20 protein-coding genes are annotated in these 15,852 nt (G+C 42.5%); 8 read left to right on the forward strand and 12 right to left on the reverse strand.

Going from position 1 to position 15,852, the window contains the following annotated elements; genetic code table 11:
* Positions 1-40: 40 nt before the first annotated feature.
* A complete protein-coding gene (locus QXH45_04705) occupies positions 41-1,777 on the forward strand; it encodes a hypothetical protein (protein ID MEM2078549.1) in 1,737 nt (578 codons plus the stop codon).
* On the opposite strand, the gene udg is transcribed toward QXH45_04705, so the two are convergent.
* Positions 1,767-2,372, reverse strand: a complete 606-nt coding sequence (udg, locus tag QXH45_04710) for a type-4 uracil-DNA glycosylase (GenBank protein MEM2078550.1) — start codon at positions 2,370-2,372, stop codon at positions 1,767-1,769. The genes QXH45_04705 and udg overlap by 11 nt on opposite strands.
* 308 nt (positions 2,373-2,680) lie before the next feature.
* On the opposite strand from udg, the gene QXH45_04715 reads away from it, so the two are divergent.
* A complete protein-coding gene (locus QXH45_04715) occupies positions 2,681-3,223 on the forward strand; it encodes a GtrA family protein (GenBank protein ID MEM2078551.1) in 543 nt (180 codons plus the stop codon).
* Between the two features lie 10 nt (positions 3,224-3,233).
* A complete protein-coding gene (locus tag QXH45_04720; protein MEM2078552.1) occupies positions 3,234-3,470 on the forward strand; it encodes a DUF5622 domain-containing protein in 237 nt (78 codons plus the stop codon).
* Between the two features lie 53 nt (positions 3,471-3,523).
* On the opposite strand, the gene QXH45_04725 is transcribed toward QXH45_04720, so the two are convergent.
* On the reverse strand, positions 3,524-4,180 hold the full coding sequence (locus QXH45_04725) for a metallophosphoesterase (GenBank protein ID MEM2078553.1): 657 nt from the start codon (positions 4,178-4,180) through the stop codon (positions 3,524-3,526).
* 122 nt (positions 4,181-4,302) lie between these two features.
* Here QXH45_04725 and QXH45_04730 point away from each other — a divergent pair, with 122 nt between their 5' ends.
* A complete protein-coding gene (locus tag QXH45_04730; protein MEM2078554.1) occupies positions 4,303-4,731 on the forward strand; it encodes a hypothetical protein in 429 nt (142 codons plus the stop codon).
* A 4-nt stretch (positions 4,732-4,735) separates the two neighbouring features.
* Here the strand turns inward: QXH45_04730 and QXH45_04735 are convergent, their stop codons facing one another.
* From QXH45_04735 to nucS, 8 genes are all read right to left on the reverse strand, one after another.
* Positions 4,736-5,575 carry an NAD+ synthase gene (locus tag QXH45_04735; GenBank protein ID MEM2078555.1) on the reverse strand — a complete coding sequence of 280 codons (840 nt, stop codon included), beginning with the start codon at positions 5,573-5,575 and terminating at the stop codon, positions 4,736-4,738.
* A gap of 44 nt (positions 5,576-5,619) precedes the next feature.
* On the reverse strand, positions 5,620-6,285 hold the full coding sequence (locus tag QXH45_04740) for a TIGR00296 family protein (GenBank protein ID MEM2078556.1): 666 nt from the start codon (positions 6,283-6,285) through the stop codon (positions 5,620-5,622).
* Complete coding sequence (locus QXH45_04745; GenBank protein MEM2078557.1) at positions 6,263-6,802, reverse strand: Mut7-C RNAse domain-containing protein; 540 nt, start codon at positions 6,800-6,802, stop codon at positions 6,263-6,265. The genes QXH45_04740 and QXH45_04745 overlap by 23 nt, the downstream gene beginning before the upstream one ends.
* Positions 6,789-7,616 carry a CBS domain-containing protein gene (locus tag QXH45_04750; protein ID MEM2078558.1) on the reverse strand — a complete coding sequence of 276 codons (828 nt, stop codon included), beginning with the start codon at positions 7,614-7,616 and terminating at the stop codon, positions 6,789-6,791. The genes QXH45_04745 and QXH45_04750 overlap by 14 nt, the downstream gene beginning before the upstream one ends.
* A gap of 7 nt (positions 7,617-7,623) precedes the next feature.
* Positions 7,624-8,571, reverse strand: a complete 948-nt coding sequence (locus QXH45_04755; protein MEM2078559.1) for a CBS domain-containing protein — start codon at positions 8,569-8,571, stop codon at positions 7,624-7,626.
* Between the two features lie 70 nt (positions 8,572-8,641).
* Positions 8,642-8,917 carry an LSM domain-containing protein gene (locus QXH45_04760; protein ID MEM2078560.1) on the reverse strand — a complete coding sequence of 92 codons (276 nt, stop codon included), beginning with the start codon at positions 8,915-8,917 and terminating at the stop codon, positions 8,642-8,644.
* A 44-nt stretch (positions 8,918-8,961) separates the two neighbouring features.
* Complete coding sequence (locus QXH45_04765) at positions 8,962-9,498, reverse strand: methyltransferase domain-containing protein (protein ID MEM2078561.1); 537 nt, start codon at positions 9,496-9,498, stop codon at positions 8,962-8,964.
* Positions 9,479-10,309 (reverse strand): endonuclease NucS, encoded by an 831-nt coding sequence (gene nucS, locus QXH45_04770; protein ID MEM2078562.1) that lies wholly within the window; start codon positions 10,307-10,309, stop codon positions 9,479-9,481. Before nucS ends, QXH45_04765 begins: the two co-directional genes overlap by 20 nt.
* Positions 10,310-10,397: 88 nt before the next feature.
* On the opposite strand from nucS, the gene QXH45_04775 reads away from it, so the two are divergent.
* The gene (locus tag QXH45_04775; protein ID MEM2078563.1) at positions 10,398-11,033 is read left to right on the forward strand and encodes an RNA methyltransferase; all 636 of its coding nucleotides are present in this window, start codon (positions 10,398-10,400) and stop codon (positions 11,031-11,033) included.
* A 9-nt stretch (positions 11,034-11,042) separates the two neighbouring features.
* Here the strand turns inward: QXH45_04775 and QXH45_04780 are convergent, their stop codons facing one another.
* Entirely contained in the window at positions 11,043-11,330 is a 288-nt protein-coding gene (locus QXH45_04780) for a hypothetical protein (GenBank protein ID MEM2078564.1), read from the reverse strand.
* Between the two features lie 65 nt (positions 11,331-11,395).
* Between QXH45_04780 and rqcH the strand changes: the two genes are divergently transcribed.
* Both rqcH and QXH45_04790 read left to right on the forward strand, forming a co-directional pair.
* Complete coding sequence (rqcH, locus tag QXH45_04785) at positions 11,396-13,390, forward strand: ribosome rescue protein RqcH (GenBank protein ID MEM2078565.1); 1,995 nt, start codon at positions 11,396-11,398, stop codon at positions 13,388-13,390.
* A gap of 65 nt (positions 13,391-13,455) precedes the next feature.
* Positions 13,456-14,688 carry a methionine adenosyltransferase gene (locus QXH45_04790; protein MEM2078566.1) on the forward strand — a complete coding sequence of 411 codons (1,233 nt, stop codon included), beginning with the start codon at positions 13,456-13,458 and terminating at the stop codon, positions 14,686-14,688.
* A 38-nt stretch (positions 14,689-14,726) separates the two neighbouring features.
* Here the strand turns inward: QXH45_04790 and QXH45_04795 are convergent, their stop codons facing one another.
* Positions 14,727-15,287: a hypothetical protein gene (locus QXH45_04795; GenBank protein MEM2078567.1), complete on the reverse strand. Its 561-nt coding sequence runs from the start codon at positions 15,285-15,287 to the stop codon at positions 14,727-14,729.
* Between the two features lie 271 nt (positions 15,288-15,558).
* Here QXH45_04795 and QXH45_04800 point away from each other — a divergent pair, with 271 nt between their 5' ends.
* Positions 15,559-15,852, forward strand: coding sequence for a heterodisulfide reductase subunit A-like protein (locus tag QXH45_04800; GenBank protein ID MEM2078568.1), 294 nt, complete (start codon positions 15,559-15,561; stop codon positions 15,850-15,852).

The raw sequence follows: 15,852 nt of genomic DNA on the forward strand, positions 1-15,852 counted from the left end.
GATTGTTCAGTGTTACGCTGAATAGTAGGAGGTGTATTGTTTGAAAAATATCTCCCTAGTACTCCTTTTTATATTTGCAATAGGGTCTTCAGCAGGGTTCTTTGAAAGCGAGTCCACTATTAGGTCAACGCATAGGCTGAGTCTACTGGCAATTGATAATGATGGACGAGGGAAGACTATCGATGTCTTCATTACAATCTATTCACCTGGAAGGGGGGCAATAACCGTGGTACCTTCAAACGCCTTTGCACAAGATACTATTATTTCCTTCAAGCTAGCACTGCTTTATTCTTCTCTTCTAACGGGGGAAGACTATAGGAAGTATGATTACACTATCTCAGTTCATGGGATCACACAAGTCGAGGGAACAAGTGCCAGCCTCCTCTTCTTGCTGTTCTCAATTTCGCTCTTTAAAAATGAATCAATCGATTCCCTTAAATCAGCTACTGGAATAATAGGCCCTGGAGGAGTTGTGGGTAGAGTAGGGGGGATTCCCCAGAAGACCGAGGCAGCGCGTCTTTCAGGGCTTAAATTAGTGATTGGCCCGTCAACTGCGGAGATTAACGATGAAATATATCGCCCCGTATTAACTGTTTTTCAAGCATACGAGATATATTCCAACAATGCTTTCCTACCAGACGTTAAGTATGGCGAGATGTTCTCGCCGGTCTTAAATGATTTCTTCAAGGAGATATGGAACTATTTCTATGGAAAAACTTCAGAGACTATATCATATTTGAATGACACCCAGTGGGATGATTCATTTCTTAATAATGCTTTAAGACTATTGAATGATTCAACCAAATACGCTGAAATTAACCACTATTATACTGCTTCATCAATAGCTTTTCAAGCTTATTTCTACGCCTACTCAAGCTTGCTTAATTACTCTTATTATAACTCACCAGTTGATTTCTCAAATCTAATATTAAAGCTAAAAGAAAATGTTTCACAAGCTAGAATAGAGTTCGAGAACACAACTAGCTTTTTGACATGCGTCAACCCCTTCATGATAGATGCCATCGCAAATGCCTATAAGAGGCTAGAAGAAGCTGAGGCTTCGCTCGTGCTTGCGGAGTCTTCAAGTGGTCTGACAGAGAAGATAGGAAATTATTCGTATTCAATAGCAAGAGCTGAAACAAGCATCACCTGGCTAAGACTAGCCGCATTGTATGGAGGGAAGTATTGTCTCTCCAACTCCTCACTAGTAAGTGCTCTATGGTGGATGAGGGAACTTGTCTCAACTAGCATTTCATACTATAGCGTGATGTCATACTTGACTGGTATTTCCATTCCAAGTCCTACGGGAAACCCACTACTGGATTTAATCTATTTATTCGGCCTATTAGAAGAACTCTCTAACCAATTATACGCGAACCCTCTTTTAATCAGGAACCAGATATTTCCCGTAGTAAATGACACAATCGTTGAAGATTTTATGATTGAATCGCTGAAGGCCGTCAGCGTTTACACTATGAATAAACTCGGTATGCCAATACCATCATTGATAACTATGATTGAATTCCTGAATGATGCATCGAACCTATCAAACAACATCGAATCAATAATAATTCAATTATTAACTAGTCATGGGAACGCTATTGCATACTTAGTTTTCACGATGCAACATACGCAGAAATCAACGCTCGAATACCTCTACGACCCTTCACTCGTACCTCAGCTCCTACTTCCTGTTCTGGTCTTTCTATCGCTAGCTGGATTCCTGCTGGTCATAAGCGGTTTGGAGCGGGTGAAGCTAATTCCTGCTAGTCCGTAAAAAGATGCTGGATTTCTTCAACTTTTTCTCTTATTACTTTTCCAAAATCTTCTTCTAGGATTTTCCTCAATTTAGGATTATATAGGGTTGCAGCAGGGTGGAATGTGGGAATCAATACGACATCTAATCCAAATATATGGGTTTCAACGATTTTTCCGTGGTCTTTCATAACCCCATTCCATTTCAATCCAGCAAATCCCATCACCGTCTCCGCAGCAGTGTTTCCTAGTAGAATAACGACCTTAGGTTTCAAGAGTCTTATCTGCCGAATCAAGTAAGGAGCACACTTAAGGATTTCATCCTTCCTCGGCTTTCGGTTGCCAGGAGGTCTGCATTTGACTATATTGGTTATAAAGACATAACTCCTCCTCAAACCTGCCCTTTCGAGGAGTAAATCGAGAAGTTTTCCAGCCGCTCCTACGAAAGGCTTCCCAGCCAAATCCTCCTTCTCGCCAGGGGCTTCTCCAATCAAAAGTATTCGAGCATTGAGAGGCCCCTCCCCCGGGACCGGCCTAACTCTTGTCTCGGAGAGTCTACATTTCATGCAGCTATTAATCTCATCGACGATTTTATCCCATTCTTCCGTGCCAACCAAGACCCTCTATCCCTACAATTTTAATTAATCTCAAGAATGTTAATAATAGCTCGGGTTTCGTTTAATTGGTAAAGTGGGATAAACACTACAAGCTGTGTAAAGGTTTTGACCGTGGTTCAAAGATATACGTTCGCTCAGAGTTCGAGGATCTTTGTCATAAGCTAACGCATATTCGAGTATCAGACGATAATCTATGCATAAAGGTTTATGCAAAACTTCCTTCCACAGCTAAGATCTATCTTTTAGTAAAATCGTTCTCCTCTTTTTCCCTTCCAAAATTTGGTAATCCAATAGCTATAGTCATTGACATGGATGTAGCTAATTCTATCGAAAATCTTGTTTGTAAGGCCCTTGAGATTTCTCTAGATGAAAGAGATTGGAAGGTCGTAGTTAAGAACAATTTACCATTAGTCCTCGCCCTCCCCATTTTAGAGCCCAATAGAGTCGTTAGATTCCTTTTAGTTGGAGCAATGGGCAGTATTGTTAATTTAGCCGTTGCTCAATCGATCTTCAACGTGCTTACGAGGATAGGATTAACGGAGTTTGTGAGAAATCCGCTGTCCTCAGCATCAGGATTCGAGTCCAGTGTTTTATTCAATTTTATTCTTCACGAAAAATGGACCTTCAGGGATTCTGGGATAAGAAAAGATCTACGGAGCATCCTTTTGCGCTTGATAAAATACCATGGCGCTAGCATAACTAGTTTCTCGTCTCAATTGCTTCTCGCGACAATCCTCCCTATCACGATTGGATTAAGGTTTTGGGTTGCTCAATTAATCGGTATTGTAGTTGGATTCGCATTAAACTTTATATTGGGCTACGTGTATACGTGGAGTGGAAGAAGCGTTTGAGGGGACTTACATGGGTCTAAAGCACGGCAAATATATCTACGTTGACCGGTTGGATGGGACTTTCGTTAAGGTTAGAGTACTGAATATTAGGTTTCACAAGAAGACGGAGGAAAAAATAGATGTCACGAATCCTACTCGATACATTGTGACGGGAGTTGTTTCCGAGAGACCTCCTCGAAAGGCTGTTGTGATCAGTATTGAGGCGTTGCCCGAGGAGGTAAAAAACGCTATAAGATCAATCGCCTAGAAATAAGACTAGAGGCCTCAGCGATCAATAAATAATTCTCCTATGCGACTTCTTCAACTCCTAAAGAGCTTCACATCAACCTTCTCCCCGATCAACTCGAGGACTCCGAAATTCCCCTTCATCAATGGACCAGGATGTATCACCACAGTCCTCCCGCGTCTCACAACTCCTTTGTGTTCGTGAACATGCCCCGTGATCCATGCGAGAGGACCACAACTCTCCATGAAATTGAGAAATGATGCGGAGCCTATGTTTAAGCCCCTCACCTCGTCGAACATCCCCTTGATTGGAGTATGTGTAACCATTATCAATTTCTCGCAAATCCCCGGTTCCTTGTTGGGGAGCAATCTTTCAAAATCTGTTTCGCTCCACTCAATTAGGGTATTGAAAGGTGAGATATTCCCTCCTCCTATCCCGTATAGATGGTAATCGTTCAAATCAGTGAGTTTTTGATGAATGTTAAAAATCCCTTCTTCCTCCAAACTCCACGTCAACATTGATGGTGGATCACAATTCCCGGGCACGAAATATATGCGTTTTCCAGAGATCTCGCGCATTCTTTTCAAAAATTCCACAGCATCTTCAAATGGTTTAAAATAAGTTATATCCCCCGCAACGACTATGGCCTCGAAGCCGCCTTCCAACATGTTTAACGCTTTCTCAAAATACGACATTTTTTCATGGATGTCGCTGATAACCAACAGTCTCATTAAATACACCATGGTTATTCATATAACCTTTTTAGACATATCAATGTTTAGATTAGAGTGAGAATATGTTCGTAAAATATCGGGTAAACTCGGGTGTGGTTGAGGTCGGGGATAAAATCTTCATGAGCCCACAGGTATCGGTGAAATCTACCGCTCCTTTAACCGGGGTTATTTCCTCTCAGAAATTACTGATCGAAGGGGTGCTTCCAGAGAACTTTAAAGTTATCGACGAGGTTGAAACCCTAACGCTGGAAGGGATTCAACTAGATCTCGAAAGCACTGAGATATTTGAAAAATTCAACGTTGAAACAGATAGACTATCAGGATACTCCAAACCTTTGATCATATATTTAGGTGGTACAAAGAGGCTCGAGGTTAAAGTCAACAACAAGTACGTATTTCACACTATTGAAGCAAATATCAAGCTTGAGAAAAGAACGTACGTTTTGAACGTGCTGGCAACTCCCGTTAAAATGATGTGGATGTATATAGGCGAGGGCTACATAGATATGGCCAATGACTTGCTAAAAGCATCAATAAACGTCACGTAATTCACTATTCTAACTCCACTATAGGTTTACCCGCCCAAGGCATGCTAGGTATTGGTGGAAAACTTCTCTTGTGGCGGGATAAATAATGCATTCTAAGTATTTTATCAACTACATTCTTCGAAATCCCTGTAGCTTTTACAACATCATCAGGCTTCAACCCCTTGTCAAAAACTCCGTAAAGCACTAGATCTATGTCTTCATACTTGACTCCGAGCTCGTCCTCGGCTGTATGGTCTTTCCAAAGTCTTGGAGAACTTGGTTTCAAAACTATTCTTTCAGGTAAACCAAGTCTCCTAGCTAACGTCCTCACTTGGGTCTTATACAAACATCCCAATGGAAGTATGTCCGCGCCTCCATCACCGTATTTAGTGAAGTAGCCGATTAGGAGCTCCGAACGATCGCTTGAGCCGGCTACGATTCCATTATACTTGTTTGCAAAGTAATACATTATTGTCATTCTAACTCTTGCGCGGAGATTTCCCGTGTCTAGCTTGCCAGCAACATCGAATCCTGGCAGTACTGAGAAGGAATCAACTATTCCATCTATTTCTATCAAGTGATACTTAACCGAGAATTCTTCTGCAATACTAATAGCGTCTTCCACATCTTCCCTAGGCGTTACCCTTGTGTCCGGGAGTATTAAGCCAATGATCTTATCCCTCGGTATCGACTCAGACACTAATGCGAGTAAAGTTGAGGAATCTATGCCGCCGCTTAGCCCAACAACGAGGCTGTTCGCCCTAACCTTGTTGAAGTATTCAGCAATGAAGTTCTTTACTATTGAAATGACCTCATCATAATCGATTTCAATCAAGTGATTAAGAGTTAATTTAATCTCTCTCACCTCAGCGATGATTAATAAAGTTGAAAATTAATTAACTCCACCCACTATTTCCTTAAACACTCATTACGATATTCTATTAACAAATCCCTCTCGTATATTTCCCCACCAGGGGTTCTCTCCTTGAATGCTTTTCCTTCATAATAGTAAATCCTTGTTGATGGATCAAGCCAACAAGAAGGTTCCAGGCCCGCCTTCACGCATGTCTCAGACAAAAATTCTTCTGGATCCCAACAGTATTCTACTGGGACAACTGGCAGAAGGGTTCCCTTGTAAAGACCTCTCTCCACTACTAGTCCGTGCTTACCTATAGTTATGAGTTTGGGAAGAGATTTCCTATCTGATACTATCAAGGGAGTTGGAAGAGATAAAACTGAAACCTCCACTACGACTTTGTTAAGCTCCCAGCTTTGAAGGGGAGGGAATCTGGGATCCTCTACGGCTGCTTCGATTGCCGAGTATATCGTAGATTCAATCAAACTATATACTGGTGCTAAGAACCCTATACACCCCCTAAGAGTCGTTAGCTTCTCCCCGTAATACGTCTCGATGGTTGTGAAAGTCATTCCTGGCCTCCTAAGCTTATCGGGGGCGTAGGTCGGCGGCTGGAGCGTTTCACCCTCTAATACGATCTTTTCAATCGCCTTTCTCGCGAGTTTGACAAGAAATATTCCATCCTCTAATGTTAATTCATCCGGATGTATTACCGTCATTGAAAACACCTTTCCCAATCACTCTCTTATTTTCATCTAATTTCATGCGGGCTTCCTCTAATACTTTTTCAATCATTTTCCAGTGGCGCCCAATCCAGTATATTTTCCCGCAACGAGGGCATTCCCAAAAGTCCTCGTGTAGTTTAAACACTCTCTCAGGAACTTTGCCCCTCACAGACTGCTTCTCGACTTTCCTTAACGGAAAATTATCTTCGGGACATCTCGTAGCATTGAAGTCAACAGATAACTTGATTCCACTACTCATCGCGATATAGGCTAATCTCTCAGCAAGGTCATCCATCCATAGGTACAGGGTTTTCAACCCCTTATTTAGAGCGCGGTGATGAAGACCTCTATCCCTAGTTATAATATATCGGTTTTCCTCTTCAGCTATCCTCAAGATCTTCCAGTCTTCTAAATCACGGCTATAAAGAGTGTCGTATCCTAGAATCCTAAGCCAGCGCGCCAATGTCCCCAGCATATTATCGACTATAAACCTGGCCTCACTGCCCTCCAATTTGTTTTCCCAACAAAAGGTTAATAGCTAAATAGTTTATTAACTCGGCGTCTGTGATAACTCCCTTGAATCCTTCATCACCTACTACTATAGCTCCCTTGAGCCTTGCATCATACAATTTCCTCGCAACATCGCCTACCGAGACAGTGTCTTTTACTTCTAAGTCTATCTTCTTCATATAATCTTGAACCAAAAGCTGTGAAATTCTCTCCTTCCTGAACCTCTCTGGAATGTTCTTCAGAAAGGTTGCAAACGCATATGCTACTTCTTTAATTGTTATATACCCTAAAGGATCTCCCGAGGGACTAATAACAACTGCATAACTTTTATCAGTTGATACGATTTTTTGTCTTAAAGCCAGTAGAGAGTCATCCGGCTTTACCTTCAGTGGACGGTTGTCAACTAAGTCTTTAATTATTGTGTCATCCTCGAACAGTAATTTCAACAATTCCACGCGGAGAATGGCTCCATGTAGAGACCCGTTTTCCACAGGTATGATCCCATACCCCCTGGAACTCATTATCTTCACAACAGCCCCAATATCAGTCGTCAAAGACGCCCTGTATGGATTCTCAGTCATAAAACCCGAGACCCTTAGCCTACCAAGGGATGTCCTCCTCAACCTCTCGGACACTATTTTAATTAAGACATCCCGTGATGTTACGACCCCACAGAGTTTTTTCACGCCTTCCTGGTTGTAACCAGTTACAAGAGCCTTATCTATCCCCGTCTTCTCTATTTGCCTTATGAACTGGGCAAGCGAATCATTCTTATCCAAGATGATGGTATCCTTCAAAATAAAACTCTCAATCAACGTTACTTCACCTCTTAGGAGAGGTTGATAAAGCATATAGGATGTCTCTCTCGGTCACAATTCCTTTTAAAACTCCCTCATCATCAGTTACCAGTACCGAGCTTACATTTCTCGACAACATTTCAGAGACTGCTTTGGCCAGGTCCTCATCCTCCTTGACTGTGACTAAATTTTCGCTCATAACTTCCTCAACAGGAATCAGTATAGCCTCCATTATGTTTCCGGTAAGTGTTTTCTCGAAAGCTATGTGGTGTCCAAAGTATCTAACTACATCTACGGCCGTTATCATTCCCACTACGACTTCTCCCTCAACTACTGGAAGCCTGCGGAATCCTTGTATAATCATCTCCTCCATTGCTTTCTTTAGAGGAGATTTCTTATCGACAACTGCAACGGGAGTTGACATCACATCCCCTACAGTTAATCCTGTTGAAACGACCCCAGACAAATATACAACCATGTCATGCTCAGTGACGATGCCTTGCAAACTCCCCTCCTTATCGACTACTAAAATGACTCCAGAACCGGTTGCGGCCATTGCCTCAAGTACATTTATTATTTTCGAATCACTGGGTATTGTAACCAATACGCGAGACATTATCGTGTCAACAACCTCCTTCTCTAGTGAAGAGTAAAGGTTGAACCCGTATCTTTTCTCCACAATGCTGAATAAAGGTCCGCCGCCCAGGTAATCCACGATGTTGGTAGCATGCAAAATTCCTATAGGACGGGTTCCTACAGTTACCACTAGAGATCTGTAGCTACGGGACATTTCTTCTACTGCTTTCAAAACAGTTGAAGATGGACTGATTACCTTGACCTCTCTGCGAGTAACCAGGTCTAATTCCGATGGGGCTTTATAGATGTGATCGCTAAAGTTAGGAGTCCCATCGCTTCGCAACCATCTGTAGTGGTCTATTCTACGAGGAGAAGGCCTCTTAGACGATTGACCCATCATGCTCACATTTATATTATTGTGAGTTGACGAATATTAATTTAATGAATAATGAGTTCGAGTTGTATGTTTACAAGGATACTTTTTCAGGAGCCACTTGCCCATAATTCACGCTTATATATTGAATATGGCTCCCACGAATAATCAATCTTCCATACCTAGCCACAGGTCTACCTTCTTTAGAATACTCTGTACAGTTGCTCATGACGACGTTCATTGTATTATCTATGAGGTCTAGATTGCCAACATACTCATATCCGCCCTTAATCTTAACCAAGACGACTTGCCCCTCAGAGCTCTTCAATATCTTGAATGGGCTTTGAGGTCTCGATGGCTTGGCAGCCATATTGAACACCTTCTCTTTAACTCTTTAACCATTAATCGTACTATTTAAAGATATCTCCTCTTAAATATGTAGAAGTCATCAATCAAAGTACCCTCGTACTTGAAATCGCTATCGTATAAACTCGGCGGAGGAGAGTTTGTCTTAGAGAGCTTGGTTATAACTATTTTTTCTCTTGAAACTCTCTTCATCTCTTTAACCGCCATGGAAGGGTCTCTAAGATTGTCCCACACAGTGATCATGAAGACATCGCTAACAGCATTATCCACTAAAGGCAGGTTTTCAGCAAAAGACACTATAAATATAATTAGTGGATCATTCCGCGCCTTTCTTACAGCCTCAGATATCATTCCGTCACTGGGGTCTATGCACACATATTTATGATAAAAAGTCATCATGGTCCTCAAAAACTCGTATAGCAAGCCTGTGCCGCAACCAATATCCGCTATGGTATCTCCCGGTAGAATATTCAAGTCGTTGAAGAGATATTCGTACTTTGAAAACTGCTCCTCCCTGTATAGTAGATCATAAGAATTATGCGTTACATCATATCTCTCGACCACATCAGGTTCTCCGCTCTCCATCCTTATCATCCATGTATAAGTACCTCAATATCGTTAAGTCCGATTTTTTCTTCTTACCTTCTATCAATTGCCTCATTTTCTTTAAATCGATTTCAACGTATTCTAATTCTAGCTTTGCAAGAAGCTCGAGAGCCCCCGGGGTGAAGGCAGGGGCGATTAGGATTCCTCTAACGGGATTTCTCGAGTTCTTGCTATAATTCACCACGTAATTATATAGCTGTAAGACCGCGTCCCGATCGCCCATTACTCTCTTTATCTCGATTAAGACATGGTTATTTTTAGAGTCGACTCCGAAAAGGTCAACCGCTCCTGTGCCTATTCTTTTCTCTTTCTCCAGGATTCTCAGACCCGGCTCGAGTAGCTCCGGCTTTTCGAATAAAATGTCTCTAATCTCTCCCTCATCTAAGTACATGATGAACTCAGCCTCGTCCTGAAGAAGAGCCTCAATTATTAAGTGGATCCTGGTGAAAAGGATTCTCAAAGTCTCCCGAGGACGAGATCTGATCGCCAGGATTGATAGACCCTCGTTAGGTCTAATCCAGACATCTATTGTTGTCGTAGAGGGTTGCCAGTTGACTGGCGAGTATCCTTCGGGTCGATGAACGAGAACAGCGCCATCTTGTTTTATCACTACCAATCTCTCTCCAAGTCCAAGTTTAGACGCACTCCTACCCTCATAATCAATTATACACTCCCCAAATATTAGGATCAAGCGATTTCTTTGCAAAGCATCCCTTATACTTCTTAAAGCAGACTCTAGGTCAGGGTTTTCCAATACTTGGTAATGACCCATGAATGCCCACTCTTTCATTTCAGATTCAGAAGATAAGATGTTCGGTTTAAATTTAAGTAAATATTTATTGGATCATAAATAGTCTCCGGAATGGGGAGTAATGTAATTGATCCAAGACAAGCCAATAATACTCATTGAACACTTAGAGAGCGAACTTAGCCCCTGGTTGTTCCTGGAATATCGCCACTCTTCACTAATATATGGTAAGGAGTTTCTACTTATCTCGAATCTTCCAAGGAGGTATCATCGTTTGATAAGCAAATACGCAATGGTCAGCGAGAAAAGCGTAAAGAAATTAATAAAAGAAGGTGAAATAAATGGGAGATGTGCCATAATCCTAGACCCAAAGAGCCCCCGTAAACTTGATTTCAACAATGTAATAAAGGCGAAGTATATAATTGTAGGTGGAATATTGGGCGAACATCCTCCGAGAGGAAGAACTTTTGAACTAATAACTAGGGAGTTGGAAGGAGTTGAATCTTTCAACATAGGATCGGGCCAATTCAGTATTGATGGGACAGTTTTTTATCTACAGTATTTATTGAGCCATAGGGGAGATGAAGATTTTAAATACATTGATGGCGTGACTATCGATGACCCTCAACTAGGAGGTCGAACCATATATCTCCCATACAGGTACCCTTTAATCGATGGAGAACCCCTTTTACCCCCTGGCTTAAAGTATTACTTGATAAACGGAAGGCTCCCAGAAGAATTATGGAAAGAAATAAGGGATCCTTAGTGATGACGGTTATATCAAGGGACTTATCTCATTTAAAATAAACGAAGTCAAGAGCCATGAAGCATAGTAAGTTGATATTCCTCTAAGGTAAAGATTAAATGACTTTACAGGTCTCACGAATTTGTACACTAAGATTATGGTGACAGCATACAATACAGCTGCTCCTGTCCATGCTATCATGTTTAAGTCCTTTACCGGGATGAGTCTTAGTGATCCCAATAGGTATATCAAGGTGCCGTAAAATAGGCCGAATCCTAATCTCATTAATACTATCTTGTCCTCGCCAGCTATCTGCATGGTTTGTCCTCCCTGAAGAATTATTAAAGGTTAAGATTTTATAGTGATTCTTCAGGGACTGAGTTGTGCTTAAGAAATCGATGGATATCCTGGACACATATTCTTGGGTATGCAGTAATTCTAGAAGGCTGGTAAATTGCTATGTTGACAACGTGTATTTCTCGAAAAGTAAATGGCTTCTAAAACTCAGGTGCAAGGATGAGGGCACAGTGCTCCTCCATATACAACCGGGAGTTAGAATCAATTCATCTCCTATGGAACCAGCTGAGAAGACGATAGACAATTTTGCCAGGTTCTTAAGAAGCAGGATAAGAGATGGTAGAATAGGAGCCCTCTCGATGCCCAAGTGGGAGAGGATCATAGAGTTCATAGTCGAAAGGCGTGGAGAGAGGGTGAGGAACCTTATTGAACTTCTCCCAAGGGGACTATGGGTAGTCTCTGATGAAAACTACAGGATAATGTATGCAAGCAAAATAGTAGAATATAAAGACAGGGAGATCAGACCAGGAGTCGAATACACGTATCCACCGTTGAAGGGTGTTCCCCCTTCAAGTGATTCGCTCATTCCATCTATTCTAAGCGGAAAGGACCTGGTCCGTTCGATGGTTTTCAACTGGGGGTTGCCCGGGCATATCGCTGAGGAAATTCTATATCGCTCCGGATTACTTGGACATAAGACTGCTGACCCGAAAACTATCCCTCCAAGCGACTTGGAACTTTTAGCTAACCGATATAGGGAGGTTGTTAAAGAGGCTGAGCAGGGCAAGGGTTATCTGATATTCGAGGGAGAGAACATACACTCGTTTACTGCTTACAAACCCTTAATCTTTATCGAAAAATACGAGCTCAGCGTTAAGGAGTTGAAAAGCATCGATGAAGCCATTGACACATATTTCACGCGCGTAGAAGCTACATTGGAATTACTGCAAAAAGAGGTTGAAATGAAAAAAACCTTGGACGGGTTAAACGAGAAGTTGCTGAAACAACAGGATATTATTTCTAAACACGAAGGTAAACTAAACGAAGTAATCAACAAATTATCGCTAATCTACGATAATTATCAAACCCTAGAGGAGTTATTGGATTGCGCTAAAAAAGTTCGAGACGAGAAGGGTTGGGAGTATGTAAAGGAGAGTTGTAAAGGCATCGTCAACGTGGTGAAAGATAAGGGAGAAGTCGAGGTATTGTTGAATGGGTCGAGAGTTGCTCTTTCACTTAGAGCACCACTGGAAAAACAAGTTATTGAACTTGAAAAAACCAAGGGAGAGCTAAAGAAAAAGATAGAGACTGCCCTAAAAATTCTTGAAGAAATACGTTCAGAGTATGACAGAGTAAAGGTCGAGCTCGACAGAGCCTCATCATTTCAACTTCTATATTACAGACCTAAATCCTGGTACGAGAAATTCCACTGGCTCATTACTAGGAACGGATTTCTAACGATAGGAGGACGTGATGCTTCCCAGAACGAGATGGTGGTGAAAAAGTATCTGAAAGAAAACGATATTTTTCTACACGCTGACATCCACGGGGGTTCTGCAGCCGTTCTGTTCACCGATGGTAAAGAGCCGAGCCTGGAAGACATTCGAGATGCCGCGTTGATACCGGCTTGCTACTCTAAAGCGTGGAAAAGCGGTGTGGGATTCATAGAGGTTTTCTGGACTAGAGGCTCAAACGTCTCTCTATCCCCTCCACCCGGCGAATATCTCCCGAAAGGAAGCATAATGGTGTATGGGAAAAAGAATTATGTAAAAATCCCGCTGAAAATGGGAATAGGCTTAGATATAGCTTGCGACGACACATATGGAAGCTACTACTTGCTTTTCATACTTCCAGAAGACTTGGTAAAAGATAAATCCCTAGTCTACGCAGTCTTAGAGCCGGGCGACGAACCTGTTCACGAAATTGCCGAGGAGATCGCTGAGGGGTTCAGCAATATGTTAAGTAAAAAATACGGGTTCAAACCCCCAATAAATCCCAAAGAAGTAGAGGTTTTAATTCCCGGAAAATCCGTCTTAAGGATGATCAACTACGGCGAGAAAACGCTAGATTGTAAGGAATAATTTAAAATTTAATGTTTCATAAACCATTTATTAGTTTTGGACTTAAACGCGTTGAGGGAGACAATATGGAGAGAAATGTGGAAGTAGAATTATTGAAAATGCAGAGTGTAAGACAAATGAAAGTAGAGCTGGTTGAGAGAAAGGGGCTTGGCCACCCAGATTACATTGCCGACTCCGCCAGTGAAGTGGCTTCAAAAGCCTTGTCCAAGTATTATTTGAAAAATTTTGGCACGATCTTGCATCATAATCTTGATAAAACATTGCTTGTTGGGGGACAATCATCTCCAAAATTTGGCGGAGGCGATTTATTAGAACCTATTTACATCATCGTTGCTGGAAGAGCAACTACTGAGGTCAAGACCGACAGCGGTGTCGAGAAAATCCCCTTTGGAAAAATCATTGTGGAAGCTGTTAAAGAGTGGATCAAGACCAACTTCAGGTTCCTTGATCCCGAGAGGCACGTCATTGTAGACTACATGGTTAGAAAGGGAAGCACCGATCTCGTTACTGTCTTCGAAGCCGGCAAGAAGGCTATTCCACTCGCCAATGATACGAGCATTGGCGTTGGATACGCCCCCCTTACCACCCTTGAAAAACTCGTGTACGAAACAGAGAGAATGCTTAACTCACGGGAATTTAAAGCAAGACATCCCCCAGTAGGGGAAGATATTAAGGTCATGGGTTTGAGACGCGATAAAAACATAGTGTTGACAATAGCCGCCGCAATAATCGATTCTCAAGTAAGGGATATTGGCGACTATATCAATGTCAAAGATCATATAAAGGAGGCTGTTTTAGACCTCGCTGCTAGGATATCTCCTGACTACAATGTTAAAGTATACGTAAACACTGCTGATTTACCAGATAAGGGAAGCGTCTATCTAACTGTAACCGGGACATCCGCGGAACACGGCGATGATGGAGCAACAGGTCGCGGAAACCGAGCCAACGGTTTGATACCTCCTATGAGGCCTATAAGTCTAGAAGCAACTGCAGGCAAGAACCCGGTGAACCATGTTGGAAAGATATACAATGTAGTAGCACGTACGATAGCCGAGAGAGTTTATAATCAATACGGAGACATTTTCAGCGATGTATACGTGGAGATATTGAGCCAAATCGGAAAACCCATAGACAAGCCCCTAGTGGCGAGCGTTAAATTAATCCCGCTAGACTTAAACATGAGCCAGGTGCCATCCCACGTTTTCAACGAAATACAGGCACTGGTCAACGAAGAATTGGAGAGCATCGTAAAGGTTACAGAGCTCGTCTTAAACGATAAGGTCTCGCTATATTAACGGGGTTCGGGTTTCACGTTGGCCGATGTGATTCGTTATCAACCTTTGGCTTCATAGAGCCCGGGCCACCTTTCTTCGGTCCCACGTCCTCTCCATCCCCACCCGGTTAGGGATACCCCCGACCCACAGCTCACTCTCGAATAGTTCGGATGCACGACTATGGGGAACCCCCATCCGGTGTATTTGAAGTAGTTGTTGAGGGATGCTAGGTTCTGTCCATCCATTTCGAGACCTCGCCTCGCGCGCTTGAACACCCTGACCACTCTATTCCACTGAGGCATGTTCACGTCTGCGAAATTCTTGATTTCAAAAGGCATATCATTGTAGGGGATCTTCCATACGAATTGATACGTTCCCCAGTCCACGGGCTTAGAGGGGAAAACAACGCGTGCTCCCTTAAACCCAGTTTTAATTACGAATGTGTTGGCCCCATGCTCGCCGCCGTTGTGCTTAGCGAAGACAGTGGCCTCCGAATCCGCGTCGGCCGGGTTGTCTTCACTATCAAAATCAGAGCTGAGACGTTCACGGAGCGTCTTCTCAACCACGGGAATAGTTAAGCCAGGCTCCGTGATGAAGTCACTCCCATGTATATGTTCCACTTCCCCAGCGACCTAGTAGATTTAACATTTGCAGACGGGTAGGTGATCAAGCCACATAGCCAAAAACCCTTATTCAAAGATCGTATCACAATAGCGTTAATGATAGCTGGTTTGGTCATTAGGAGCAGAGGAAGCTATTCCAAAAATCAACCTTAGATAGAGTGCTATAAGGATTATATATGAGTAGTAAGATGTATTTTATTAGGCGATAATGCTTATGAAGGGTTTAATCGTTTGTGTCTGTCAAGGCACGTGTCCATCGTTCCATAAGATGAATGTGTTTGAAGTAGTCAACTATTTCAGAAGAAATAAGAAGGTTGACTTCGCAGCGATTCACCCTCAACTCTGCGCAACCGACGGTGATAACTTCTGGAGGGCGTTGTTGAGTGGTAATTGGGATGGAAAGATTGTGGTGGCCGGTTGCGACCCAGCAATGCAGCGGAAGATGTTTGGATGGGTTTTCCGAGAGTTGGGTTTCGATGAGTCCAAGTTTAGAGGTGTTGAAATAAGGAATATGAGTACTGAGGAGGCCATCAAGGCTATTGAGGAAGCTCTGAATGCATGA

Source organism: Thermosphaera sp., assembly GCA_038827615.1.
In the GTDB taxonomy this organism is placed as follows: domain Archaea; phylum Thermoproteota; class Thermoprotei_A; order Sulfolobales; family Desulfurococcaceae; genus Thermosphaera.

What these genes read in the sequence shown, in the direction of transcription:
- QXH45_04715 (MEM2078551.1), top strand. Translation starts at nt 2,681, where the DNA reads ATGGATGTAGCTAATTCTATCGAAAATCTTGTTTGTAAGGCCCTTGAG.
- QXH45_04720 (MEM2078552.1), top strand. Translation starts at nt 3,234, where the DNA reads ATGGGTCTAAAGCACGGCAAATATATCTACGTTGACCGGTTGGATGGG.
- QXH45_04725 (MEM2078553.1), bottom strand. Translation starts at nt 4,180, where the DNA reads ATGAGACTGTTGGTTATCAGCGACATCCATGAAAAAATGTCGTATTTT.
- QXH45_04730 (MEM2078554.1), top strand. Translation starts at nt 4,303, where the DNA reads ATGAGCCCACAGGTATCGGTGAAATCTACCGCTCCTTTAACCGGGGTT.
- QXH45_04740 (MEM2078556.1), bottom strand. Translation starts at nt 6,285, where the DNA reads ATGACGGTAATACATCCGGATGAATTAACATTAGAGGATGGAATATTT.
- QXH45_04755 (MEM2078559.1), bottom strand. Translation starts at nt 8,571, where the DNA reads ATGGGTCAATCGTCTAAGAGGCCTTCTCCTCGTAGAATAGACCACTAC.
- QXH45_04760 (MEM2078560.1), bottom strand. Translation starts at nt 8,917, where the DNA reads ATGGCTGCCAAGCCATCGAGACCTCAAAGCCCATTCAAGATATTGAAG.
- QXH45_04765 (MEM2078561.1), bottom strand. Translation starts at nt 9,498, where the DNA reads ATGGAGAGCGGAGAACCTGATGTGGTCGAGAGATATGATGTAACGCAT.
- nucS (MEM2078562.1), bottom strand. Translation starts at nt 10,309, where the DNA reads ATGAAAGAGTGGGCATTCATGGGTCATTACCAAGTATTGGAAAACCCT.
- QXH45_04780 (MEM2078564.1), bottom strand. Translation starts at nt 11,330, where the DNA reads ATGCAGATAGCTGGCGAGGACAAGATAGTATTAATGAGATTAGGATTC.
- QXH45_04790 (MEM2078566.1), top strand. Translation starts at nt 13,456, where the DNA reads ATGGAGAGAAATGTGGAAGTAGAATTATTGAAAATGCAGAGTGTAAGA.
- QXH45_04800 (MEM2078568.1), top strand. Translation starts at nt 15,559, where the DNA reads ATGAATGTGTTTGAAGTAGTCAACTATTTCAGAAGAAATAAGAAGGTT.